This window comes from Asanoa hainanensis, assembly GCF_900188485.1.
GTDB lineage: Bacteria > Actinomycetota > Actinomycetes > Mycobacteriales > Micromonosporaceae > Asanoa > Asanoa hainanensis.
Window position 1 is genome coordinate 451,208 of the sequence record NZ_FZPH01000004.1, and the last position, 23,556, is coordinate 474,763.

Annotated in this window: 25 protein-coding genes; 9 read left to right on the top strand and 16 right to left on the bottom strand. The window is 72.2% G+C overall.

All coding sequences use genetic code 11. The features are described 5' to 3' along the window. Nucleotides 1-711, top strand: coding sequence for an SDR family oxidoreductase (locus tag CHC05_RS13200; RefSeq protein ID WP_089248326.1), 711 nt, complete (start codon nucleotides 1-3; stop codon nucleotides 709-711). Continuing rightward, nucleotides 708-1,010 (top strand): hypothetical protein, encoded by a 303-nt coding sequence (locus CHC05_RS13205; RefSeq protein WP_245870817.1) that lies wholly within the window; start codon nucleotides 708-710, stop codon nucleotides 1,008-1,010. Before CHC05_RS13200 ends, CHC05_RS13205 begins: the two co-directional genes overlap by 4 nt. On the opposite strand, the gene CHC05_RS13210 is transcribed toward CHC05_RS13205, so the two are convergent. Continuing rightward, nucleotides 1,000-1,614, bottom strand: a complete 615-nt coding sequence (locus tag CHC05_RS13210) for a TerB family tellurite resistance protein (protein ID WP_089248330.1) — start codon at nucleotides 1,612-1,614, stop codon at nucleotides 1,000-1,002. The two genes, CHC05_RS13205 and CHC05_RS13210, sit on opposite strands and share 11 nt — an antisense overlap. Before the next feature lie 136 nt (nucleotides 1,615-1,750). Here CHC05_RS13210 and CHC05_RS13215 point away from each other — a divergent pair, with 136 nt between their 5' ends. Beyond that, complete coding sequence (locus CHC05_RS13215) at nucleotides 1,751-2,584, top strand: DUF6745 domain-containing protein (RefSeq protein ID WP_089248332.1); 834 nt, start codon at nucleotides 1,751-1,753, stop codon at nucleotides 2,582-2,584. Here the strand turns inward: CHC05_RS13215 and CHC05_RS13220 are convergent. Further along, entirely contained in the window at nucleotides 2,581-3,777 is a 1,197-nt protein-coding gene (locus CHC05_RS13220) for a PucR family transcriptional regulator (RefSeq protein WP_089248658.1), read from the bottom strand. The two genes, CHC05_RS13215 and CHC05_RS13220, sit on opposite strands and share 4 nt — an antisense overlap. A 97-nt stretch (nucleotides 3,778-3,874) precedes the next feature. Between CHC05_RS13220 and CHC05_RS13225 the strand changes: the two genes are divergently transcribed. Beyond that, entirely contained in the window at nucleotides 3,875-5,386 is a 1,512-nt protein-coding gene (locus tag CHC05_RS13225) for a flavin-containing monooxygenase (RefSeq protein WP_089248334.1), read from the top strand. Here CHC05_RS13225 and CHC05_RS13230 read toward each other — a convergent pair. The 6 genes from CHC05_RS13230 to CHC05_RS13255 all read right to left on the bottom strand — a co-directional run bounded on the left by CHC05_RS13230 (nucleotide 5,325) and on the right by CHC05_RS13255 (nucleotide 12,884). Next, the gene (locus tag CHC05_RS13230; protein WP_089248336.1) at nucleotides 5,325-5,882 is read right to left on the bottom strand and encodes a Uma2 family endonuclease; all 558 of its coding nucleotides are present in this window, start codon (nucleotides 5,880-5,882) and stop codon (nucleotides 5,325-5,327) included. The two genes, CHC05_RS13225 and CHC05_RS13230, sit on opposite strands and share 62 nt — an antisense overlap. Before the next feature lie 18 nt (nucleotides 5,883-5,900). Further along, nucleotides 5,901-6,860: a hypothetical protein gene (locus CHC05_RS13235; protein WP_089248338.1), complete on the bottom strand. Its 960-nt coding sequence runs from the start codon at nucleotides 6,858-6,860 to the stop codon at nucleotides 5,901-5,903. Continuing rightward, nucleotides 6,857-9,334, bottom strand: a complete 2,478-nt coding sequence (locus CHC05_RS13240; protein ID WP_089248340.1) for an AAA family ATPase — start codon at nucleotides 9,332-9,334, stop codon at nucleotides 6,857-6,859. The genes CHC05_RS13235 and CHC05_RS13240 overlap by 4 nt, the downstream gene beginning before the upstream one ends. Next, on the bottom strand, nucleotides 9,331-10,476 hold the full coding sequence (locus CHC05_RS13245; protein ID WP_089248342.1) for an exonuclease SbcCD subunit D: 1,146 nt from the start codon (nucleotides 10,474-10,476) through the stop codon (nucleotides 9,331-9,333). The genes CHC05_RS13240 and CHC05_RS13245 overlap by 4 nt, the downstream gene beginning before the upstream one ends. Before the next feature lie 12 nt (nucleotides 10,477-10,488). Then, nucleotides 10,489-12,252 (bottom strand): ATP-binding protein, encoded by a 1,764-nt coding sequence (locus CHC05_RS13250; RefSeq protein ID WP_089248344.1) that lies wholly within the window; start codon nucleotides 12,250-12,252, stop codon nucleotides 10,489-10,491. Between the two features lie 86 nt (nucleotides 12,253-12,338). After that, nucleotides 12,339-12,884, bottom strand: a complete 546-nt coding sequence (locus CHC05_RS13255; protein ID WP_089248346.1) for a plasmid pRiA4b ORF-3 family protein — start codon at nucleotides 12,882-12,884, stop codon at nucleotides 12,339-12,341. Nucleotides 12,885-12,976: 92 nt separating this feature from the next. Here CHC05_RS13255 and CHC05_RS13260 point away from each other — a divergent pair, with 92 nt between their 5' ends. After that, nucleotides 12,977-13,735 (top strand): pyrimidine reductase family protein, encoded by a 759-nt coding sequence (locus tag CHC05_RS13260; RefSeq protein ID WP_089248348.1) that lies wholly within the window; start codon nucleotides 12,977-12,979, stop codon nucleotides 13,733-13,735. Here the strand turns inward: CHC05_RS13260 and CHC05_RS13265 are convergent. After that, nucleotides 13,720-15,027, bottom strand: coding sequence for a WD40 repeat domain-containing protein (locus CHC05_RS13265; RefSeq protein ID WP_089248350.1), 1,308 nt, complete (start codon nucleotides 15,025-15,027; stop codon nucleotides 13,720-13,722). The genes CHC05_RS13260 and CHC05_RS13265 overlap by 16 nt on opposite strands. Next, nucleotides 15,024-15,527, bottom strand: coding sequence for a SigE family RNA polymerase sigma factor (locus CHC05_RS13270; protein WP_089248352.1), 504 nt, complete (start codon nucleotides 15,525-15,527; stop codon nucleotides 15,024-15,026). The genes CHC05_RS13265 and CHC05_RS13270 overlap by 4 nt, the downstream gene beginning before the upstream one ends. Before the next feature lie 62 nt (nucleotides 15,528-15,589). Here CHC05_RS13270 and CHC05_RS13275 point away from each other — a divergent pair, with 62 nt between their 5' ends. Further along, entirely contained in the window at nucleotides 15,590-16,462 is an 873-nt protein-coding gene (locus CHC05_RS13275; RefSeq protein WP_089248354.1) for a spermidine synthase, read from the top strand. Further along, entirely contained in the window at nucleotides 16,459-17,370 is a 912-nt protein-coding gene (locus CHC05_RS13280) for a DNA-3-methyladenine glycosylase family protein (protein WP_425426739.1), read from the top strand. The genes CHC05_RS13275 and CHC05_RS13280 overlap by 4 nt, the downstream gene beginning before the upstream one ends. Here the strand turns inward: CHC05_RS13280 and CHC05_RS13285 are convergent. From CHC05_RS13285 to CHC05_RS13300, 4 genes are read right to left on the bottom strand one after another with little or no spacing between them, the layout of a single operon-like run. Further along, nucleotides 17,367-17,855: a DUF1990 domain-containing protein gene (locus tag CHC05_RS13285; protein WP_089248356.1), complete on the bottom strand. Its 489-nt coding sequence runs from the start codon at nucleotides 17,853-17,855 to the stop codon at nucleotides 17,367-17,369. The two genes, CHC05_RS13280 and CHC05_RS13285, sit on opposite strands and share 4 nt — an antisense overlap. A 15-nt stretch (nucleotides 17,856-17,870) precedes the next feature. After that, the gene (locus CHC05_RS13290) at nucleotides 17,871-18,641 is read right to left on the bottom strand and encodes a MerR family transcriptional regulator (RefSeq protein ID WP_245870818.1); all 771 of its coding nucleotides are present in this window, start codon (nucleotides 18,639-18,641) and stop codon (nucleotides 17,871-17,873) included. 11 nt (nucleotides 18,642-18,652) lie between these two features. After that, nucleotides 18,653-19,429 (bottom strand): ABC transporter permease, encoded by a 777-nt coding sequence (locus tag CHC05_RS13295; protein WP_089248360.1) that lies wholly within the window; start codon nucleotides 19,427-19,429, stop codon nucleotides 18,653-18,655. An 11-nt stretch (nucleotides 19,430-19,440) separates the two neighbouring features. Further along, the gene (locus CHC05_RS13300) at nucleotides 19,441-20,370 is read right to left on the bottom strand and encodes an ATP-binding cassette domain-containing protein (RefSeq protein ID WP_089248361.1); all 930 of its coding nucleotides are present in this window, start codon (nucleotides 20,368-20,370) and stop codon (nucleotides 19,441-19,443) included. 92 nt (nucleotides 20,371-20,462) lie between these two features. On the opposite strand from CHC05_RS13300, the gene CHC05_RS13305 reads away from it, so the two are divergent. Beyond that, nucleotides 20,463-21,398: a hypothetical protein gene (locus CHC05_RS13305; protein ID WP_089248363.1), complete on the top strand. Its 936-nt coding sequence runs from the start codon at nucleotides 20,463-20,465 to the stop codon at nucleotides 21,396-21,398. Here CHC05_RS13305 and CHC05_RS13310 read toward each other — a convergent pair. Further along, nucleotides 21,395-21,820 (bottom strand): organic hydroperoxide resistance protein, encoded by a 426-nt coding sequence (locus CHC05_RS13310; RefSeq protein WP_089248365.1) that lies wholly within the window; start codon nucleotides 21,818-21,820, stop codon nucleotides 21,395-21,397. The genes CHC05_RS13305 and CHC05_RS13310 overlap by 4 nt on opposite strands. A gap of 123 nt (nucleotides 21,821-21,943) precedes the next feature. Between CHC05_RS13310 and CHC05_RS13315 the strand changes: the two genes are divergently transcribed. Next, the gene (locus CHC05_RS13315; protein WP_089248367.1) at nucleotides 21,944-22,861 is read left to right on the top strand and encodes an AraC family transcriptional regulator; all 918 of its coding nucleotides are present in this window, start codon (nucleotides 21,944-21,946) and stop codon (nucleotides 22,859-22,861) included. A 43-nt stretch (nucleotides 22,862-22,904) separates the two neighbouring features. On the opposite strand, the gene CHC05_RS42460 is transcribed toward CHC05_RS13315, so the two are convergent. Then, nucleotides 22,905-23,519, bottom strand: a complete 615-nt coding sequence (locus CHC05_RS42460) for an excalibur calcium-binding domain-containing protein (RefSeq protein ID WP_245870819.1) — start codon at nucleotides 23,517-23,519, stop codon at nucleotides 22,905-22,907. Between the last annotated feature and the right edge of the window lie 37 nt (nucleotides 23,520-23,556).

Consider the following 23,556-nt stretch of genomic DNA (forward strand, 5'->3'; position numbering starts at 1 on the left):
ATGACCTCTACCGCACTCGTCACCGGCGGTTCCCGTGGCATCGGGCGGGCCGTCGTGGAGCGGCTGGCCGCGGCCGGCCACCGCGTCGTCTTCACCTACCAGCGCGACAAGGTGGCCGCCGACGAGGTGGTCGCGAGCTGCCCGGGCTCTTTCGCGGTGCGGGCCGACCAGACGTCGTTGTCCTGTTTGGACGAGATGTTCGCGCCTGTCCAGGATGGACTCGACATCCTGGTCAACAACGTGGGCCTCATCGTGCCGGCGACGATCGCCGACGTCACGGCCGAGGAGTTCGACCGGGCGATGACGGCCAACACGTTGGTCCCGCTGCTGGCCGTCCAGCGGGCCGCCGCGCTGATGCGGGACGGCGGCCGGATCGTCAACATCTCCACCATCAACACGATCGCGCCGGCCCCGGGCAACGTCCTCTACTGCGCGAGCAAGGGCGCCCTGGAACAGGTGACGGCGGTGGCGGCCCGCGAGCTGGGACCGCGCGGCATCACCGTCAACACGGTCTCACCGGGCGCCACCGACACCGACCTCCTGCGGGCCCACAACTCCGCGGCGGAACTGGCCGAGTCGGCCGAGTGGAGCCCGCTGGGCCGGCTCGGACAGCCGCACGACGTGGCGGCGGTGGTCGCGTTCCTGACCACGGCGGACGCGGGCTGGATCACCGGCCAGAACATCCGCGCGACCGGAGGGCTGCTGATGTGAGCCGGCCAAGCTCAGCGGGGTTGCTGCTGGTCGCCGTCGTCGAGTTCGCCGACGGGCACGCCGAGACCGGGCGGCGCTACGAGGACGCGGTGCTGGCGCTGCTCGGCCGGCACGGTGGCACGCTCGAACGCCGCACCCGGGGCACGGACGGCATGACCGAGGTGCACCTGATCCGGTTCGCGGCGCGCGCCGGACTCGAGTCCTTCATGGTCGACCCGGAGCGGCTCGCCCACCGCGAAGCGATCGGCGAGGCCGCCCCGACGACCAGGGTGATCGAGGTGCTGGACGTCAGCGGGTGATCGACTGCTCGACCGTGGCGATGACGCCGGTCGCGTGGGCCGGCGTCATGCCGAGCTGCGCGGCGATCCAGCCGATCGCCTCGCGCTCCGCCTGGTTGATCGGGCCGTCGGCCAGCGCGACCCGGACCGCGTTGGCCAGCTGGCGCTCGCAGGCGTCCTGGGTGAAGTTGGCGGCCAAGCCGCGCAACGGCTCGACCGCCAGCTCGGACGGCTGCTCGGCGTCGGCCATCAGCTGCGTCGCGTCGTAGCCGGGCTCGCCGGCCTCGCGGACCGCGTCGACCGCGGCGCGGACGGCGACCTCGGAGGCGCCGCCGGCGCGCAGCACCACGGCGGCGGCGGCGCGCATGCCGGCCGGCAGAGCGCTTTCCAGCTGCGCCGTCGTCGCGCGGCGCAGCACGATGGGGTCGTACTTGGTGCGGCAGGTCGTGCACTTGACGATCTCGCCGACCTTGTCGAGCGGGATCACCGGCAGGAAGAAGAGCGTGAAGAACCGGCGGGCCGTGCGGTGCTCGTACGCCCGGTCGCCGCCGCAATGCGGGCAATGGAACTGCCCTGTGCCGATCAACCCGAAGATGTAGAAGACCGACACACCAAAAATGATCATTGCGACTCCGGGCTGAGGGGGACGGCTGTGACCTGGGGGACCTTACCAACGCGGGGCCCCTCTTGCGGTCCGCTCGCGCCGTAGGGGACCATAGGCAAATGATCTCCAACCGAAAGGGCGTCGACGCCCTCGCGCGATGACCGCGCCTACGCGGCGCAGTGACGCCGCGTTCTGGAATGTCGTTCCGGCCCGCCAGTACTGGCAGGAAGCCGTGACCATCCGTCGGGAGTGGCTCGACCACGGCCTGTCCACGTCGCCCGCCGACCGGGAAACCGCAGAGCGGTCCGTGGCCGCCGTCTACGCCCGGATGTCCCGACCCCGTCCCCGGTTCGAGTGGGTCGACTCCCCCGCCAAGGCCCTGGCCCTGGTCGACGGCTGGCCCACGCTGGACGACCTGTACCACTGGATCCGTGACCCGCGGGGCCGCCCGGCGCTGGCCAGCGACCTGGCCACGGTGGCGTCCCGGTTGCGGGCCGCGCTCAGTGCCGGTGTCGCGTACGCCGACCCGGAGCTGTCACCGGCCCGCAAGCCTGGCAAGAGCAAGGAACCGTGGCCGGAACTGCCGCCGCTGGACGCGCTGGATCGCGGCGTACCCCTGGCCGTGGTGTTGCACCAGTCCGTACGCGGATCGCTGCATCGCAGTCTGGGCAAGGGATTCCGGCAACCGGTGCGCGCCGCCCTGGGCCACGCCGCACCGGTCTGCTGGTACGGCCAGCAGGACGCCTGCTGGATCGGCTACTACGACACCCTGCGGCGGCTCGGCCTGGCCGACTGGTCTCCCGGCACCACCGACCACTTCGGAGTGTGGGCCGACCTGACCCGCTCGTGCGGCTGGTGGTGGCCGGGCGAGCAGGTGTGCGTGCTGGTCGACCGGCCGGCCCGGGTGCGGGTGGAACCGGTGCCGGGCGGCCTGCACGACGAGGTCGCCCTGGCCTCGGTGGTCTACCGCGACGGCTGGCGGCCGGTCTAGCCCCGCCAGTGCAGGATCTCGAGGGCCGCGCCGACTTCCACGGCGCGGCCCGCGAGGGGCCGGGGCAGCAGCCGGTCGGCGCGGGCCAGCCGCCGCAGCAGGGTGTTGCGGTGGGTGAACAGGCGGGCCGCCGCCCGGGAGGCGTTGCACTGCTCGGCGATGAAGGCCCGCACAGCGGCCCGAAGCTCCACCGGCGCGCTCTCCAGCGCGCCCAACGTGCGGGTGACGAACCGGTCGGCGCCCTCCGCGTCCCGCGTGACCAGCGCGACCAGCTCCACCTCGTCGAACGTCGCGAACCGGTGCGCCTGGGTGAGCCGGGCCAGCAGGCGCTGGGTGGTCAACGCGTCGTGATGGCTGCGGCGGAAGCCGTCGACGCCGGCCGCCGGTGAGCCGAGCGCGACCCGCACCGCGGGCAGGCGGTCCAGGGCCGCGCGCAGGTCACCCGCGTCGGGCCGGCCGTGCACCCACACCCAGCGGGTAGCAGCGCTGGCGATGACGCTCAGCGGCCGGGCCGCGCCGGCCAGGGCGTCGGCGGCCCGGTCGAGCTGGCGCGGGTCGGCGTCCGGGTCGTCCGTCCAGACCACCGCGGCTGTGTGGGTGCGGTCCAGGGCGTACCCGAGCCTGGTCTCCGCGCCCGTGATCGGTGCGCCGTCGAGCAGCAGGATGACCGTCTCGCGGCGTTCGGCGTGGCTGCCCTGGGTCAGGGCCGCCCGCTCGGCCCGCATCCGCAGCGAGATGGCGGCGACCGTGGCGTCGACGAACGCGGCGATCGACCGCAGCGAGACGTCGAGCACCTCCCGCAGCTCGTCGGTGTCGCTGGTCAGCGAGCAGGCGATCTGCGTCCAGAGCCGGGCCGCGACCGCCTCGCCGACCCGGTACGAGTCCAGTGCCGACTCGTCGAGCCCGCGGCGGACGAGATCCCGGGCGATCGCCAGCGGTGCCGCGTCGTCGTTGGCGGGCACGGGCTGACCCGGCGCGCGTACGTTGGCGGCCGCCCAGAACAGCAGGTTGGACCGGTTGGTCCGGCGGGTGGCGGCGGCCAGCACCGGGTCGTCGGCGATCGCGCGGCGCGCCTCACCGGCCAGCGTCGCCGCGTCGATCTCGGCCAGCCACTCGGGTCGCGGGTTGAGCGCGATCTCGGCGCCCTGCCGGATCAGCTCCCGCACCCGGGGCGACGGCGAGTCCCAGGACATGCCGGTCACGGTAGTGGTGCAGTTCGCACCTCGCCAGCCCTGATAACGGTGCAGATCGTCCGGCGCTCGCGCGGCGGGCACGGTCGACCATGAACAGATGGCGGTGGAGCATTTCGATGTGCTGATCATCGGTGCCGGGATCTCCGGCATCGGCGCCGGGCGCTACCTCAAGACGGAGCTCCCGGGCAAGACGTTCGCGATCCTCGAGGCCCGCGGCGCGTCCGGCGGCACCTGGGACCTGTTCCGCTATCCCGGCACCCGGTCGGACTCCGACCTGCACACCTTCGGGTACGCGTTCAAGCCCTGGCGCGACAAGGAGGCCATCGCCTCGGCGCCGCGGATCCTCTCGTACCTGCGGGAGACGGCGACGGAAAACGGCCTGGACCCCCACATCCGCTACCACCACCGGGTACGCGCAGCGGCGTTCGACTCCTCGACGGCACTGTGGACGGTGGCCGTGGACCATGTCGGGTCGCCGTTGACGCTGACCGCCAACTGGGTGTTCTGCGCGGGCGGCTACTACCGCTACGAACAGGGCTTCACACCGGAGTTCCCGGGGCGGGATCGCTTCCAGGGCACGATCGTGCACCCGCAGCACTGGCCCGCGGAGCTCGACCACCAGGGCAAGCGGGTGGTCGTGGTCGGCAGCGGCGCGACCGCGGTCACCATCGTGCCCGCGATGGCCGAGACCGCCGCACACGTGACGATGCTGCAACGCACGCCGACGTACATCCTGTCGATGCCGACGAAGGACGCGATCGGCAACGCGTTGAAGAAGTATCTCGGGCCGGTCCGCGGGCACGCCCTGACCCGGCGCAAGAACATCGCGATGCAGCGCGCGATCTGGAAGTTCTGCCAGCGCCGCCCCGAACGGGCGCGCCGGGTGATCCGCTGGCTCAACGCCCGACAGCTACCCGAGGGCTATCCGGTCGACGAGCACTTCCGGCCGCCGTACAACCCGTGGGACCAACGCTTGTGCCTGGTGCCGGACGGCGACCTGTTCAAGGCGATCCGGGCGGGCACGGCCTCGGTCGTCACGGACCGGATCGAGACGTTCACCGAGGACGGCATCCTTCTGGGCAGCGGCGCGGAACTGAAGGCCGACATCATCGTCACGGCCACGGGCCTGCAGGTGCAGGCGCTGGGCGGGGTGCCGCTGACGGTCGACGGGTCGCCGGTCAACGTCGCCGACACGATCGCGTACAAGGGCATGATGCTCTCGGGGGTGCCGAACTTCGCGTTCATCGTGGGCTACACGAACTCGTCCTGGACGCTCAAGGTCGGGCTGCTCTGCGCGCACTTCTGCCTGCTGCTGGCCCACATGGACAAGCACGGCTACGAGCTGTGCCGCCCGGAGCCCGCCGACCCGGACATGCCCACGCGCCCGTTCCTGGACTTCGGCGCTGGCTACATCCGCCGGGTCATCGACCAGCTCCCCCGCCAGGGCGACCGCCTACCGTGGCTGACCTCGATGCACTACCACACGGACGTCAAAATCCTCCGAGCCGACCACGTCGTCGACCCAGAGCTCCACTTCGGCCACGTCGCTACCGATCGTGTTGCGGAAGTGTCGGGCCACGTGGGAGATCAGCAAATGCCGGCTCGATGAGGCGCGAGATCTGGCCCGACTGCTCTTCGGCGACCTGGACATAGTCCGCGCCTCGAAGTCGAAACAACCGGAGCGCAAGATCCGCTGCCGGTCCGTAGGCGAGCAGGTAGTAACGGATGCCTGCGTCCGCATAAAGCCGAGGCTTGGTCACCTGGTCCGCGACGGCGCTAACAGGTTCGACGATCTCGCAAACCAACCGCACGTCCGCGGCCTCGACCGCCAAGCCTTCGTCGTCGGCCTCCGCCACGACGATGTCCGGAATCAAGATCCGGTCGGGTCCAAGACGAACGTTCACCCCCGGATACACGACGAGCCCGGCTGCTCGGGCTGCCCCGTCCAGCTCCGTCGCGAGCTCGAACGCGATGAGCTGGTGAGACAGATCGCCCGCCGGGGTCACCAGCAGGCTTCCATCGATGAGCTCTATGCGCGGGTGGGTCTCGCCCAGGTCGAAATAGCCCTGTTCGGTCCACGGACCTACACCCAGGTGATCCAGCAAGGGAGAGCTCCCGAAACGTCAGACGGGTACCGCGGCGCTGCGGGCGGCGGCCAGGGTCAGGGCGCGGTGCAGGAGGCGGGAGTCGCCGAGTAGGGCGCGGAGGCGGCGTTCCAGGCCCGCGATCGGGATCAGGTTCTGCGGGGCGCGCGGGTCCTTGTACGGGTTCGAGGCGAACCTCGGCAGCGTGACCAGCGACAGGTCGGCGAGCTCGATCGCCTCCTGGGCCGGGATCTCCGTCGTGCACTCGACCCGGACGATGCCCGCCCACGGTGCGCCCGCCGGGCCCGGGAGCCGCAGGTACCACGAGTAGCCGCCCCACGCCGTGCCCATCAGGAAGACCGGCGACCGCTCACCCGGGCGCAGGGCCGTGACCACGTTGGTCAGGGCCGCGTCCAGATATTGGCTCTGCTGCGTCTTCACGTAGCCGATCGTGCGGCTGAGCTGGCGGCGGTTGCGCAGCGGGCCGTCCAGGACCAGCAGGTCCTCGGACTCGCCGCGGACCGACGTCGAGATCGCCACCTCCAGCGCCGTCAGCGGGCCCTGCACCGCCGGCACCAGGCGGGCCGGGTCCGGTGCGCCGGCGATCTGGCGCACGCCGTAGCGGACCGAGCCGGCCTCGATGTCCGTCGCCGTCGGGGACGTCGTGAACAGGCCGCGTTCGACCAGCGTGCCGGCCAGCGTCGCCGCGCCCGCGCGCAGGTCACACCGAACCACGCCGGCCGCGTACGACGCCGCCAGGCCCGGGTGCGACGTGCCGTCCTCCTCGCGGGTCCACAGTGTCGCGTCGATCCGGCGCACGCCGTCGACCAGCAGCACCACGTCGGGCGCGCGGACCGTCGGTGGGGCGGTGAGCGGGCGCCAGGCCGCCGCAGGCAGCTCCACGTCGGTGTTGATCTGGGCCGTGCTCTGCGAGACCGGCGCCGCCTCGAAGGAGGCTCCGTACGCCGGGTCCCAGTTGTCGATGAAGTATTCCGTCATATCCCGCTCCGGGTGATGTGGGCGACGGATCGCGCGTCCTTGCTGACGTCGAACCGCACCGGCACGCGTTCGGCCAGTGCCGGCACGTGGGTGACCACGCCGACCATCCGGTCGCCGCGGGCGGCCAGGCCCTCCAGCGTCGCGGCCACGGTGTCCAGCGTCGCGGCGTCCAGCGTGCCGAAACCCTCGTCGAGCAGGATCGACTCCAGGCTCGCGGCCGAGGTCGACATGCCGGCGAGCTGCTCGGCCAGCGCCAGCGCCAGGGCCAGCGACGCCTGGAACGTCTCGCCGCCCGACAGCGTGCGGACGCCCCGGCGCAGGCCGGCGTCGTGGTGGTCGACGACCGAGAACTCGCCCTTCTCGTGTACGAGGTCGTACTGCCCCGCCGACAGCTCCCGGAGAATCCGCGACGCGCCCTCGACCAGCAGGTCGAGCGCCTCCTCCAGCAGCCAGCGCTCGAAGTTGTTGGCCCGCAGGTGTCCGGCCAGCGCCTTGGCCACCTGGCCGTCGCGCTCGTGTGCCACGCGCTTGTCGAGCAGCCCGCGCACCTGCGCCCGCCGCTCCTCGACCCGCTCGTGTGCGGCCGTGGCCCGTTCGACGGCCACCGTCGCGGCTCGGACGTGGTCGTCGGGTGCCGGCAGCCCGGCCTCGACGAAGGCGGCGTCCAGCCGCGCCCGCACCACCTCGACCGCGGCGTCAGCCTCGGCGGCGCGCGAAGCCAGCGTGGCGCGGGCGGCGCGGCGGGTCTCCACTTCGGACACCGACCAGCCGGCCAGGGCCGACCACGACTCGGCCAGGTCGTCGCGCGCGGCGGCCGGTGGCGCGAACCGGGCCACCGCGTCCCGGGCGGCGTCGAACTCCTGCCACCCGTGGGTCAACCGCTGCTCCGCCGCCGCGCGCGCGGTCACCGCGGTCCGCGCCTGCTCGCGGGCCGACTTCAACGCCGCGACCGACGCGTCCAGCGACTTCTGCAACCCGGCCAGGGTCGCCAGCTCCCGGCGGAGGGCGGTGACGCCCGGCGACGTCGCGAGCTGCGCGTCGAGGGCGGCCAGCCGGGAGGCGAGCTGCTCGTGCTGGGCGCGGGCCCGGTCGAGGGTGCGCTCCAGGGCCCGGGCCGCCCGCTCCCGCTCGGCCACCTGGGCCTCGGCCTGCTCGTGCGCGGCCTTCGCCGCGTGCCCCGCCTGTTCCGCGGCGGGCACCGCCGAGGTCGCCGGGACCGCCGGCACCGTCGTCACCGGCTGCTCGCAGACGGGACAGGGAGCACCGGCATGCAGGTGTACGCGCAGCGCCCCGGCCCGGTCGGCCGCCTGGGCGTCCTGGTAGGCCCGCCGGGCGGCGTCCAGCTCGCTCGCCGTGCGCAGCGCCGCCGCCCGCGCCGTCTCCAAGGCCGCCGCCGCGGTGCGGTGCTCGGTGGTGGCGGCGGTGAGTCCGTCCTGGAGGGACGTCGACTCGGCCGCGACCGCGTCGCGTTCCTCGTGCGCGCGCAGCAGCAGCCGCAGCGCGGAGGCGTCGCCGGCCGCGGCGAGCTCGCCGCGCAGCTTCTCCTCGTGCTCCTCGGCCGCCGTCACCGCGTCGGTGGCCGCGGCGGCCGTCTCGCGCGCGTCGGCCGCCGCCGAGGCCAGGGCGGCCACACCGCGCGGCGCACGGACCCGGTCGAGCAGCGCGATCTCGTCGTCGATCGCCGACAGCCCGGCCGCCGCCGAAACAGCCGTCTGCCGCGCCTCGTCGAGCGCCGGCATGTCGTCGGTGACCCGGGTGGCCAGGGCCAGCATCGCCTCGACCCGCTCGGCCGCGTCGGCCAGCGCCTCGTCGGAGGTGTCGTCGAGCCCGGCCAGCAGTTGGTCGACGGCCCGCAGGTCGGCGTCGGCCTGTTGAGCCCGGGCGGTGGCCCGCTTCTGGACGTCTTCGTAGACGTGCAGGCCGAGCAGGTTGACCAGGATCTGCTGGCGGGTGGCGGGCTTGGCGTGCAGGAAGTCGGCGAACTGGCCCTGCGGGAGGATGACGCAGCTGGTGAACTGCTCGTACGGCAGCCCGACGGCGTGCAGCACCGCCTCGTCCATCTCGCCCGGGGTGCCGGCCAGCACGTCGCCGAGGTCCTCCGGCGTCATCCCGGTGTCGAGTTTGGACACGTCGAAGTTGTCGGGCATCTGCTGGAGGCCGGCGCCGCCGGTCTTCACGTTGCCCCGGCTGTCGCGGCGGACCACCCGGGTGGCCACGTAGCGGGCGCCGCCGGACTCGAACACCAGCCGCACCCGGGCCTCGGTCGCCGAGGGCGACAGCGCGTTGGCGATGCCCCGGCTGCTCCCCCACCGCGGCACCTGGCCGTAGAGCGCGAAGCAGATCGCGTCGAGCACGGTCGACTTCCCGGAGCCGGTCGGCCCGACCAGCGCGAAGAAGTCGGCGTCCATGAAGTCGACGGTCGTCTCGTCCCGGAAGACCGTGAACCCCGCCATGTCGAGCCGCAGCGGCCTCATGCGGACGTCTCCTCATAGAGCTCGTCGAACAGTTCCTGCACGCCCTCGTCCGAGACCCCGCGGCTGGCCAGATAGTCGGCGAACAGGTCGCGTGGCGACCGGCCAGCACGTTCCTCGGCCCGCGGGCCCGGGGCCGCGGCGATCATGTCCGGATCGATCCGCACTTCCAGCGCGCGGGGCAGCATCTCCTGGACCTCTTCGCGCAGGCCGGCCCGGGGCATCTCGCGCACGTAGACCCGCAGCCAGGCATCGCCCGTCTTCAGGGAGGCCAGCTGTTCGAGGGAGCCCCGGACGGTACGCAGCGCGGCGGCCGACGTGACCGGCACCTCCCGTACCTTCGCGGCGGTCTTCGCGGTGACCTCGACCACCGAGACGGCCGGCACGTTCTCGCCCTCGCCGAAGTCGATCGCGAGCGGGCTGCCGCTGTAGCGGACCGGGCACGGGCCGAGCACCGTCTGGGCCCGGTGCAGGTGGCCGAGCGCGACGTAGTGCGTGTTGGTCGGGAACACGGTGGCCGGCACGGCGTAGCCCAGCACCGTCTGCGACTCGCGCTCGCCGCCACCCTGGCTGGCGCCGACCACCGTCACGTGCGCGGTGACCAGGTTGACCACGCCCGCCTCGCCGAAGCCCTCGGTCAGCTTGCCGAGCAGCCGGGCCAGGTGGTCCGCGTAGGTCTGCGTCGCCTCGGCCGCGGTCAGGTCGTACATCTCGACCGCGCGGACGGCGTACCGCTGCGACAGGAACGGCAGTGCGACCAGCCGCCACCGCTCGCCGCCCGCGGTGGTGCCCTCGATGACGTGCTCGGCGGGGTTGTCGCGGACGCTGCCGCGCAGCGTGATGCCGGCCGCCTCGGCCCAGGGCCGCAGGGCGTCGAGCGCGGCCCCGTTGTCGTGGTTGCCGCCGATCGCGACGACGTCGGCGCCGGTGCGCCGCAACGCCGACAGGGCGCGGGTGACCAGCCGGGTCGACTCCGGCGACGGCGCCGCGGTGTCATAGAGGTCGCCGGCCACGATCACCAGGTCGGGCTGCTCGGCCTTGGCGATCTCGACCACCTGGGCCAGCACCGCGACGTGCTCCTCGACCCGCGACTGTCCCTTGAGGACCTTGCCGACGTGCCAGTCGGAGGTGTGCAGGACGCGCACCGGATCAGCCTCCTAGAAGGGGATGTCGTCGTCGGACAGCGCGCCCGACCGCGAGCCGACCACCGCGAACGGGTCGGCGGACTGGGTGACCGAGCGCAGCGAGCCGGTCGGCGCCGCGCCCGCCTCGGAGTGCCGGGTCGCCCACGACGGGAACGGGAACTCCAGGCAGAGCGGCACCGGGATGTCGGGCTGGTTGACGAACATCGTGCCGGGCTTGGCCAGCAGCACCCGTTGCCGCTGCGCGGGCGGGAGGAAGCCGTATTCCGGGCGCGACGCCTCGGCCGGGTCGAGCCGGCCGACCACCCGCACCGCCGAGTTCGTGACGATGCGGCGCTCGACCTCGCTGGCGGTCTGCTGCGCGCCGACCAGGATCACGCCGAGCGAGCGGCCCCGCTCGGCGATGTCGAGCAGCACCTCCTTGATCGGCGACGAGCCTTCCCGGGGCGCGTATTTGTTGAGCTCGTCGAGCACCACGAAGAGCAGCGGCTTGGCCGTGCCCTTCTTCTCCTTGCGCTCGAACTCCTTCTTGAGCGTCACGCCGACCACGAACCGCTGGGCGCGGTCGGGCAGGTTGTGCAGGTCGACGACGGTGACCTGGGCGCTCTCGTCGGTGTTGATCTGGTGCGGCCGGCGGGTGGCCAGATCGCCGCGGATCAGCCGGCCGAGGTCGCGCTTGCTGGCGATCAGCCGCCGGGCGAACGCGTTGACCGTGCCGAGCCCGACCGCGCTGCCGGTCCAGGCGAACCGGGTCTCGTCGTCGGAGAGCTGCGCGACCACGAAGTCGACCAGGTCGGCGTACGAGCTCAGCCGCGTGCCGGCGATCGCCACGCCACCGTCGGCCGGCACGGCGTGCCGGGCCAGGTGGGCGGTCACGGCGTGCACGACCATCGTGTATTGCTGCCGCTCGTCGTCGGCGTCGGCGAACACGTACGGCAGCAGCGAGCCGGCGCAGAACTCCTCGAGCGTCCAGTAGAAGCTGTCGACGCCGGTCAGGCGGCTGCTGACGTCGGGCGTGCCGGATGCGTCACCCATCCTCGGCGGCGCGTAGACCCGGACGTCGTCGAACGGCTTGGCCGGCAGCCCGAGGGCCGCGTACGCCGCGACGGTCTTCTCGTCGAGCTTGACGTTGGGGTGGTCGAGGAAGAGCAGGTCCTCGCCCTTGACGTTGAAGATCAGTGCCTTGGCGTTGACCGCGTCGCCACCCAGCGCACCGGAGTTGAAGACCGCGTAGAGCAGGAACGTCGCGAAGCTCGTCTTGGTGGCGACGCCGGAGATGCCGGAGATCGACACGTGCGCGCCCCGGGTGCCGTCGAGGAAGTCGGCGTTGAGGTAGACCGGGATGCCGTCGCGCCCCGTGCCCATCGGGATCTGCCGTTCCATCCGGTCGAAGTGCAGCGCGGCGGCACGCAGGTCGCCGGTGGCCCGGTGGACGATCGCGCCCGGCGCGGGCGGCACGTAGAGCTCGGGGTCGACCCGGGTGACGGTGATCTCGGCGGCCTCCTGCACCTGGGCGGGCAGCGTGCCGTCGGCGATCGAGAAGACGTCGCTGTCGAAGACGGCGCCCTCGTGCCGGGCCCGGACCTGGGTCACCACGCCGGCGATCCGCACCGGTGGCCGGTCGGGCAGCTCACGGGTGGTCACCACGACGTCGTCGAGCTGCAGGTAGCTGCCGGGCGCGACCGCCGTCCAGAACTGCAACGGAGTGGCGTCGGAGGTGCCGAGCACCCGGCCGACCGCGGTCTGTTCACCCAAAGCTTCCACTCCCACGACTCGCATCTTGCAACATCCGTACGACCGGCTCACAGCCGACGCGCGGGGCGGTGCCAGATGGGATGAAAGACTGTTTCACCCTTTTAGGGCGCCTATGTCAGGCGACGTAGCAAGGTGGTCGCCCGCGCCGGGTCGAACGCGTCGGGCGCGAAACCGGACCCGACCCAGCTCCGCAGCTCGTCGTGCTGCGGGTGGTCCGCCTCGTGCAGGGCGACGAGCAGCTCGGCGTAGCCGAAGGCGCCACCGACGTCCTCCGGCGGGCAGGCCCGCTCACCGGCGACGCAGCGGGGGTAGCGCTGGTCCGGCTCGGCGACGAAGGCGTCCTCCACCAGCACGTCGTGCTCCCACCAGTCGCCGAAGTCGTAGGTGTAGAGCAGCCGGGTGCCCTTGTGGGCCACCGCGTCGAGGCGCACGTCGATCTCGTCGCGCACGGCGAGCTCGCCGTCGGGGTCGGGATCGCCGTACTGCACGCCGTCGACCTCGAACGAGTGCAGGTGGTAGTTCTGCCAGCCCATCGCGTGCTGGATCACCTTGTGCACCCGATCAAGGGTGTACGCACCCGGCAGCTCGACCCGGCGCCACACCTCGGGCAGCACTTCGGCCAGCGTCACCTTGAGCTGGAAGATCTGCCGGGTCATGCGTCGTCCCTCGAATAGGGTGGCCGGATGAGCTGCGACTGTCAGCACCGTACCCCGATGGCCGCCACCCCAATCGGCTCCGCGGTGGCCGGATGAGCCCGCCGCCGATCCGGGCGTTGTGGAGCGTCGACGCAGCTCAGCCAGGTGGTGCGGAACTGGACGACGAGGCCCTGACCAGGTGCTACGCGCGTGGCACGGCGCCGACAGTTCGTGTCAATTTCGTGACCAGCGTCGATGGCGCGGTCGAGGTCGACGGCTACTCGGCGGGCCTGTCCGGGCCGGCCGACAAGCGGGTGTTCGGCATCCTGCGCAAGGTCTGCGACGGCCTGCTGGTCGGCGCCGGCACCATGCGCCACGAGGGCTACCGCGCGATCAAGCTCGACGAGCCGCGCCGGGCCTGGCGGCTGGCCCAGGGCCTGCCCGCCGTGCCGACCCTGGTGGTGGTCTCCGGGCGGCTCGACGTCGACCCGGCGTCCCCGGTGTTCACCGAGGCACCCGTCCGGCCGGTCGTGCTGACCACTACCGTGGCCACCGCGCCGAAGGGCCTGGACCAGGTCGCCGACGTGGTACGCGTCGGCGAGCGCGAGCTCGACCTCACCGCGGGTCTGGCCGTCCTGCGCGAGCGCGGGCTGAACCAGATCCTCTGCGAGGGCGGCCCGCACCTGCTCGGCACGCTGACCGCGGCGGACCTGGTCGACGAGCTGTGCCTGACCGTGTCGCCGCTGCTGGCCGGCCCGGGCGGGGGCCGGATCACCGCCGGACCGCACCGCGCCGGCGGCCCGCTGCCGCTCCGCCTGCACCACTCGCTGCTCGGCGACGACCTGCTGCTGCTCCGCTACACGCGGCGCTGACGGCGCCGGCGGACGATCCAGAGCAACACCAGGAACGGCGCCGCCACCAGCAGGTACGCCCAGGCCGGCGCGGCCCAGATCGACGGCTCCGGGGGCGTCCGGCCGAACGAGCCGGCCCGGAGCAGGTCCTCCGGGACCTCCAGGTTGGAGACGCCCGGCGGGGTGTCCACCAGCGTGTCGACCGCGCCGTCCGGCCGGAGCGCGACCAGCGTCCGGTGCTCGGGATCGGTCCGGCTCGCGCTGTAGGTGAGCACCGCGTCCCCGCCGCGCCAGCCGACGACCTCGTCCGGCAGCCCCTCGATCGGCACCGGCCGAGTGACGATGTTGCCGGTGTTGGCGTCGGCCAACTCCAGGCGCCAGCGCCGGTCGGTCATCCGCTCCGGCTCACACGGGTCCGCACAACCTTCGAAGGCGAGCATCGCCAGCAGGCCGCCGTCCGGGGTCCAGGCGGCCCGCCCGGCCAACTCCCGGTCCCGTGCGGAGCTGTCGATCGTCCACTCCGGGGCGCCGGTGCGCGCGTCCATCACCGACAGCCGGCGCCCGTTGTCGGCGTAGCCGATCGAGCCCTCGACGGCGATCCGGGCGCCGTCCGGCGACCAGGCCGCCGCCGTGTACGAGTTGAACCGGCCCACCGCCACATACCGTTTGGCACCCGTACGCAGGTCGACGGCGACGAGGTCGTCGGGCTTGGCCGGGTCGTTGTCCGGCACGTTGTCCGTGCCGTACGTGATCACGTGGTCGTCGTTGGAGACGCCGATCAGCAGTTCCCTGCCGTCCGGCGAGAAGGCGAGCGGCTGACCCCAGATCGGCTCGCCGGACAGCTGCCGCTGCTTGCCCGTGGTCAGGTCGAGCAGCCGCAGCCCCGGGCCCACGTAGTAGCGGCCGTCCGGGGTGAGCAGGCCGTCGCCCTCGCCGATCCGCTGGTAGATCAGGCGATAGGCGCCCTCGGCGCCGACCACGACGCCGGTGCCCTCCAGATAGCGGGTCTTCGACGTGAAGAACACCAGCGCCGCGGGCCCGGGTGGCCCGGCCGGCCACTGCCCGACCTTGGCCTGCCAGAGGTGCGGCAGCTCGACCCGCGACGGCACCGCGCCGGGCCGGTCCGCCGGCACGATCGCGGCCCGGCGGTGCGCCGCCCACTCCGGCAGCGTCACCGCGAGGACCAGGACCAGCACCGCCGCGACCGCGTAACCGAGCCGGCGCCGCCGGCGCAGCCGCCGTCCCGCACCCCACAGGTCGTCCGGCAGCCGGGCGGGCGTCATCTCGCCGGCGAGCTCCTTGAGCTCTTTCATCGCGCCTCCCGCAGGTCCGCGAGCTCCGGGGCGGTAGTCCGCAGCCGGGCCAGCGCGTCCCGGGTGTTGCTCTTCACGGTGCCGACCGAGCAGCCGAGCACCTCGGCCGTCTGCGCCTCGGTGAGGTCCTCGAAGTAGCGCAGCACCAGCACGGCCCGCTGTTTCGGGGTCAGCCTGCGCAGGGCCTGCCGCACGGTCAGCTCGGTGTCCACGTCGCGCCCGCGGTCGGCGACGGCGGTTTCGGGCAGGTCGGCGTGCGGCCGGTCGACCAGGCGGCGCCACCGCCACCAGGAGACGTGCTGGTGGTAGAGGACCCGGCGGACGTACGGGTCCGGGTCGCCGCCGGCGGAGATCTTCTCCCACCGGCTGGCGACCTGGACGAGCGCCTGCTGCACCAGGTCCTCCGCGAGATGCCGGTCACCCGTCAGCAGGTAGGCGGCCCGCGACAGGCCCACCAGCCGCGCCGCGACGTAGTCGCGGAACGAGTCCTCAGCCGCCATATCTGGTTACACGCTTCCCGGGGCTCGTTCGGAGGGGTGGTCGGGAGGCTAAGTTTGCGGGTGTGGGTCGGCAGCGGGGGCAGGGGCGGCGGGTGGTCGCCCAGATTGGGTCGGGCGTCGCCGAGCTGTTGCCCGACCATGACCGGCCGCGCGCGTACACGTTGCTGGTCGATGGCGCACCGCAGTCGCACGTCGACCTGGACGATCCCACCTACCTCGAGTTCGAGTACGTTCGCCGGATCGCCGCCTCGCTCGACCTGACCGCGCCGCCGTCGATGCCGCTGCGGGTGCTGCACCTCGGCGGCGGCGGGCTGACCCTGGCCCGCTACATCGCCGCCAGCCGCCCCGGCAGCCGGCAGCGGGTGGTCGAGGCCGACGCCAAGCTGGTCGCCTTCGTCCGCGAGCACCTGCCCTGGCCCACCGACCCCAAGCTGAAGCTGCGCGTCGGCGACGCCCGCACGGAGCTGACCAAGGCCCGCGACGACGAGTTCGACGTGGTGATCGTCGACGTCTTCTCGGGCGCCCGCACCCCGGCCAGCGTCCGCTCCGTCGAGTTCGTCCACGAGGCGGCCCGGGTGCTGCACCCGGACGGCCGCTACCTGGTCAACATGACCGACGGGCCGCCGCTCGTCCTGGCCCGCGCCCAGGTGGCCACCGTGTCCGACGTGTTCCCGCAGGTCGCCCTGGTGGCCGACTCGTCGGTGCTGCGCGGACGGCGGTTCGGCAACCTGGTGCTGACCGCCGCCAACACCCCGCTGCCGACCGCCGCCCTCGCCCGCCGGGTGGCCGGCGACTGGTTCCCGGGCCGGCTGCTCACCGGCGACGACCTGACCCGTTTCGCCGGTGGTGAGACGGTGGTCACGGACGCCGCCGCCACCCCGTCCGCCCCGCCCCCGGTCGGCATGTTCGGCCCCCGTCCGAAGATCGAGGAATGATGGCCGACGTGCGGCGGGTGATGCGGCTTCCGGAGCACTACCACCTCGGCGGCTCGGTCGGTCCGATCGTGATGCGCCACTGGGACCCGTGCGCCAGGTTCGTCGGCGACACGTTCTGGTGGGCGACCCACACCCCGGACGGGCCCGCCTCGCTCGCTTTGAGCCGCGCTGGTCAGGAGCTGACCGCCACCGGGTACGGGCCGGGCCGGGAGTGGGTGGTCGCGCGCGCCGACGCGGTGGCCGGGCTGCGGGACGACCTGACCGGTTTCGCGGAGCTGGCGGCGACCCACCCGGTGGTCCGCGAGCTGGCCCGCGTCCATCGCGGCCGGCGCATCCCCGCGACCGGGGTCGTCTTCCCCCGCCTGATGCGGGCCATCTTCGAGCAGAAGGTGACCGGCAAGGAGGCGTCCAAGGGCTACGCCGGGACGCTGCGTGCTTTTGGAACGCCCGCGCCCGGCCCGCTCGAAGGCCTGCTGCTGCCGCCCCTGCCCGAGGTGATCGCCGCCCAGCCCTACTGGGTCTTCCACCCGTTCGGCGTCGAGCAGAAGCGGGCCGACACGCTGCGCCGGGCCGCCGCCGAGGCCGCCCGGATCGAGCGCTGCGCGACGGCGGAAGAGGCGACGACCCGGATGCGGGCGATCCGCGGCATCGGCCCCTGGACGGCGGCCGAGGTGGTCCGGATCGCGTACGGCGACGCGGACGCGGTCAGCGTCGGCGACTTCCACATCCCGAACACGGTGGCGTGGCACCTGGCCCGCGAGCCCCGCGCCGACGACGCCCGAATGCTGGAGCTGCTGGAGCCGTTCCGCGGCCACCGCGGCCGGGTCTGCATGCTCCTGGAAGCCACGGGAGTCATGGCCCCGAAGTTCGGCCCGCGCATGCCGATCCGGTCGTTCGCGCGGTTCTAGCTCTTCACCAGTCTTCTCAGCGCTCGGGCGCACCACGCCGCGTAGGTCCGTTGGAAGAGCCGTGCTCCCGGACCGGCCGCCTTCATCAGGAACCCGGCCGGCACGCTGAACGCGGTCACCTCGAACCAGGTCACCCCGTCTTCCCCCTGGCTGACGACGAACGACTCCTCGCCCCGCGCCGGATGCCCGGGCAGCGTCCCGTACCCCCAGCCGGCCTTGTTCGGCTCGTCGACGACCCACACCACGCGACACGGCGCGGGCAGCGGCCCGATGTGCATGGTCACGTCGACACCCGGTGCGGCTTTTGCCGAGGCCGTGTCCACCTTGATGCCGGCGGCCCGGTGCATCCGCCAGGTCAACACCGCCTCCGCGGCGACCGCGAACACGTCACGCCCGATCGCGGTGCGGTAGCGCAGGTGCCGGTAGCCGGGCGGCAACTCGCCGGTCTCGGTGGCGCCGACTTCGGCGTAGGTCAGGGGCGTCACGTCGTCTCCGTCCGGTTAGGCGCTGACTCGCTGGCGGAGCAGCTCGTTGAGGCGGATCCACGCTGGTGAGTACTCGCTCACGTGCGTGGCCAGCAGCGCCTGCTCGTCCTTGGACACCGTCTCCTGGATGGTCATGCGGGCCGTCTCGACCCCGGTGGCCCGGGCCTCCTGGCGCAGTCGCTCGGCCATCACGTCGGCCAGGGCGTCGAGCCGCGGATCGTCGGGACGCCAGTCGTACGCGCGATCGTAGGTCAGGTAGAACTCCCGGAACGCGGGGTCGGCCAACTGCTCGCGTTTCAGGGCGATCCACTCCAGTGCCGTGTCCGGATAGTTCGCGGTCAGCATGATCCAACCATCGCGCTCCATGCGTACGCCGCGCTCACTCACCCCGAGCTCGCGCAGCTGCTGGAGGTAGTCGGCGATCTCGGCGGGCAGGAACAGGCGATCGCCGCCGACCAGATCGGCGAGTCGGGTCCGGCGCTGTCGGAGCTCGTCGATCTGCCGCTCCAGCGCCGCGTCGATCTCCGCCACCGCCTCGGCGAAGTGAGCCGGGTCGGCCGTCATCAGCTCCTGGATGCGCGGCAACGGCGTACCCGCCTCGGCCATGGTCTTGATCCGGATGAGGTCCACGATCGCCTGGGCGTCGTAGCGGCGGTAGCCGGAGGAGTCCCGCTCGGGCTCGGGCAGCAGGCCCGTCTGGTGGTAGTGGCGCACCGCGCGGACCGTCACGCCGACGTACTCCGCGAGCCGTTTGATGGTGAGCAACGCGGGTCCTCCTCGGCTCATGTTCAACCGGCTCATTGTGCACGGCCCTGGCGGAAGGCGGAGAGCGCCCAGGTCGCGCCACCCGCCGCGATCACCACGCACCAGGCGACGGCGATCACGCCGTTGTGGCCGATCGGCGTGCCGGTCAACAGTCCGCGGACCGTCTCGATGGCCGGCGTGAACGGCTGGTACTCGGCGAACTGGCTCACGCCGGCCGGCATCGCCGAGGCCGGGGCGAACGCGCTGCCGACGAAGGGCAGGAACACGATCAGCATGGGTGCGTTGCTGGCCGCCTCGGGGGTCGCCGACACCAGCCCGAAGGCGACGGCCAGCCAGGTCAACGCGAAGGTCAGCACCAGGAGCAGGCCGATCGCGCCGACCCAGGCGCCCGCCGTGGCGTGCGGACGGAATCCCAGCAGGACGGCGACGAGCGTGACCGCCGCCGTGCTCGCCACGGTGGTGAGCATGCTGTTGACGACATGGGCCGACAGGAACGCGACCCGGGAGATCGGCATCGTCCGGAACCGGTCGACGATGCCCTCGGTCAGGTCGACGCAGATGGCGACCGCGGTGGCCATGCTGCCCGACGCCACCGCGGTGATGATGATCCCGGGTGCGAGGTAGCCGATGTACCCGCCGGTGCCGACGGGCAGCCCGGCGCCGAGGGTGCGCCCCAGCACGCCCACGAACAGCAGCAGCATGATGACGGGGCCGAAGACCGACCCGATGGTCATGGACGGGTAGCGCAGGGTGTGGCGGACGTTGCGGCGCAGCATGGTGGCGGTGTCAGCGAACGTGTGCTTCTTCATGGCCGGATTCCTTAGCGGCTGGTGAGGGCGAGGAAGACGTCGTCGAGGTCGGGAGTGTGCAGCGACAGCTCCGCCGCGGAGATCCGCTCCGCGTCGAGGCGGTCCAGGACGGAACGCAGCGCGGCCTGGCCGCCGTCGCTGGGAACCTGCAGGGTGAGGGCGTCGGCGTCGAGCTGGTCGGCACCGAGTGCGCGCGCGGCGGCCGCCAGTTGTTCGGCATCGGTGAAGCGCAGCCGGATGTGTCCGCCGGGCACCAGTCGCTTGAGCTCGGCCGCGCTGCCTTCGGCGACGATCCGGCCGCCGTCCAGCACGGCGATCCGGTCCGCGAGCTGGTCGGCCTCCTCGAGGTACTGCGTGGTGAGGAAAATGGTGACGCCGTCGGCGACCAGCTCGCGCACGATCTGCCACAGGTCCCGCCGGCTGCGCGGGTCCAGCCCCGTCGTCGGCTCGTCCAGGAAGATCAGCTTTGGTCGGCTGACGAGGGTCATGGCCAGGTCCAGGCGCCGGCGCATCCCACCGGAGAACGTGGACAACGGTTGACCCGCCACGTCGGCGAGTCCGAAGCGATCGAGCAGCTCCGCGGCCCGCCGGCGGCCGGCTCGGCGACCGAGATGGTGCAGATCGGCCATCAGGACGAGGTTCTCGGTCGCCGTGAGCAGGTTGTCCACCGCGGAGAACTGGCCGGTGACGCCGATCGACGCCCGTACCGCGTCGGGGTCCTGCCCGAGGTCGTGGCCGTTGACCCGGGCATGCCCAGCGTCGGCGCGCAGGAGGGTGGACAGGATCCGCACCGTCGTGGTCTTGCCGGCGCCGTTGGGGCCGAGGAGCGCGAAGACCGTGCCGGCCGGGACGTTCACGTCGATACCGTCGAGGACCTTCTTGTCGCCGAACGACTTGCGCAGGCCGCTGACCGCCACGGCGTGGGAGTTCGTTTCCGTCATGCCGCCATGCTCGAAGGTTGACGCTGGGTCAAGGTCCAGCCCTGACTTTCGGGCTTGACCATGACGCCGCGTCAGCCTTCGAGCATGGCGGCATGTTGAAGCCGTGGAAGCAGTGGCACCGCCCCCTGATCACGAACGTGACCCTCATGATCGGACTCGCGCTGGTCGCGGGAGTGGGCGTGCTCGTCGACCAACGCATGCTGCTGGGCGAGTCGGTGTGGATAAAGCCGATGAAGTTCGGCATCGCGTTCGCGCTCTACTCGGGCACGCTCGCCTGGCTGCTGACCCGACTGGAAAGGGCGCGGCGGTTCGGCTGGTGGTTGGGCACCCTGTTCGCGGTGTCCGCCACGATCGAGGTCGCCGGCATCACGGTGCAGGCGGCCCGCGGCACGTTCAGCCACTTCAACACCGACGTCGCGGACCCGATCACCGCGGCGGCGACGCAGGCCCTCACCACCGGCGTAGCCGCGCTGTTCCTCATGCAGCTCGGGATCGCCGCCGTCCTGCTGGTCCAGCGGGCCGGTGACCGGGCCTTCCGCCGGGCCGTACGCGCCGGGATCACCCTGTCCACGCTCGGCATGATCGTCCCGATCTACTGGATGGTCACCGAGCTCGACCGACGCACGGTCGTCGACGCCAACGGCCGGCAGATCACGATGTACCAAGGCCACGGAATCGGCGACCCGGACGGCCACGGCATGCCGATCACCCACTGGAGCACCACGGGCGGCGACTACCGGGTGCCCCACTTCGTCGGGCTGCACGGCATCCAGGCCCTGCTGCTGGTCGCGGCGGTGCTCGGCGCGCTCGCCACGCGGGTCGCCTGGCTACGCAGCGAGCAGGTCCGCACCCGGCTCGTCGGCGTCGCCGCCCTCGGCTACGCCGGGGTGTTCGCCACGGTCACCTGGCAGGCGGGCCGCGGCCAGTCACTGATCCACCCGGACGCCCTGACGGTCATCGCCCTGGCCGCCGTCGTGACCTGCACGATCGCCCTGGCCATCGCGTCGGTACGCCGCACCGCACCCTAATCCGCGATCTGAAGCTCGACGGGGATGTTGCCGCGGGTGGCCCGGGAGTAGGGGCAGACCAGGTGCGCGGCGTCGGCGAGCTCCTTGGCCGTGCCGGGTGCGACGTGGGGCAGGTGGACGACGAGGGTGACCGCCAGACCGAGAGCGTCGTCCTCCGCGTTTCCGATGCCGACCCGGCCGGTGACCGTGGAGCCGGTCAGGTCCGCGTCGGTGTGGCGGGCTACCAGGCGCAGCGCGCTGTGGAAGCAGGCGGCGTAGCCCGACGCGAACAGTTGTTCCGGGTTGGCGCCGTTGCCTGTCCCGCCGAGCTCGGGCGGCATGGCCAGGTCGAGGTCGACGCGGCCGTCCGCGGTGGCGACGTGACCATTGCGGCCGTCACCCGTGGACACGGCCTCGGCGCTGTAGAGAACCTTCTTGAGCATGACGTTCCTTCCGGCTGGACGTCCGCTCAGCGTATGAACGGCAGCACGGGCGTTCCATGGCGGAGAGTCTTGCTTCTATGTCTGATCGTCTTGCACGGGCATTGTGGACGATACGATCGGGCGATGGATCCGCTCAGTGACGCCATCGGGGCCATGCGCGTCGGGCGGCCGCACTCGACCGAGATCCGCAAGCGGGCACCGTGGCGGGTGCGCGCCGAGCCGTTCTCCGGCGCCGGCTTCCACGTGGTCCTCGAAGGGACGTGCTGGCTGCTTCCACCCGATGGCGCGCCGGTCGCGCTCGGTGCGGGCGATGTCGTCTGCCTGCCGCACGGCAGCGGGCACACGTTGGCCGACAGCCCGTCGACGCCGGCGGCCGGTGCGTCCTCGGCCCTCCTGCCGGAGCTCGCGCCGGTCACCGACGACGGCGCCGGGGCAGCGGCGGTCCTGCTGTGCGGCGCCTACACGCTCGACCGGACGCGGCCACATCCGTTGTTCGCGGAGCTGCCCGAGGTGATCCATCTGCCGGCTCGGGCCGATCACCGCGGACCGCTGCACGCCGCCGTGAACCTGCTCGGTGACGAGGTCGCCAATCCCGAGCACAGAACCGAGGCCGTCGTGTCGGCCCTACTGGACGTGCTGCTGCTCTACATCGTGCGGGCCTGGCTCACGCAACGGACCGCGGACGACGAGCCGGTGACCGGGTGGGCCGCGGCACTGCGGGACCCGGTGGTCGCGGCGGCGTTGCGCCACATCCACGAAGAACCGACTCAGCCGTGGACGGTCGAGACCCTCGGTGCCAAGGCCGGACTGTCCCGGGCAGCCTTCGCACGCCGGTTCACCTCGCTGGTCGGCCAACCACCACTCGCCTATCTGACCTGGTGGCGGATGACCCTGGCGGCACGGCTGCTCCGCGACAGCGACAAACCGCTACCGGCCATCGCGCACCGCACCGGGTACACGTCCGAGTTCGCCTTCGCCAAGGCCTTCAAGCGAGAGCACGGCCTACCTCCAGGGCAGTACCGCCAGCGCTCGCGAAACTGAGGCGCACGGTCGACGCGCGGGTCCCGGCGGAAACCCGAGCGCGTCAATCGGTTTCGCAGGCCTCGCCATCATCGTCCCGGTCCAGCGCCGACCGGTAGCCAGGCTCACCCTTACGAAGTGGTGCGGCGCCGGCGGCACGGGCCTCGGTGCAGTTCTTGTAGTACGCCTCGTCGGCCGGCTCCTGCTCGACGGGCTCTTCTTCGACGACAGGTTCCGGATCGTCCTGTTCGGGCACGTCCAACTCCTCGACGGATTCATCCGCATCCGCCGGAGGAAACGGGGCAGCTTCGTCCGGGCCTGCGTCGCCACGAAGGCGGTTCAGCTCGCTCCACCCGCTGACGCTGGTGTTGACCCATCGATCACGTCGCGCGCCGGTTGCCTGCTCGGCTCGAAGCAACGCGGCGTTCTCGGCGCTGCCGGCGACCTGACCGACAGGCGCATCACGCTCGCTTCGAATCGTCATCGGATCCGGCAACGGCCACGCGGGGTCCAACTCGGGATGCTCAGCGGATTCCGCGGGTTTGATCTCGCATGCGAGATCGACCTCGTGGACCGAGACGAGAATCCCGGACGCTGTGTACGGGTCGACTCTTACCCACCGGATCCGCCACTTCCCGTTCCGCCGCACTCGGCCGAGATATTGCTCGACCGGCGTCATCCAGCTAAGGGCCATCCCTGGGGATTCGGGGGGTAGG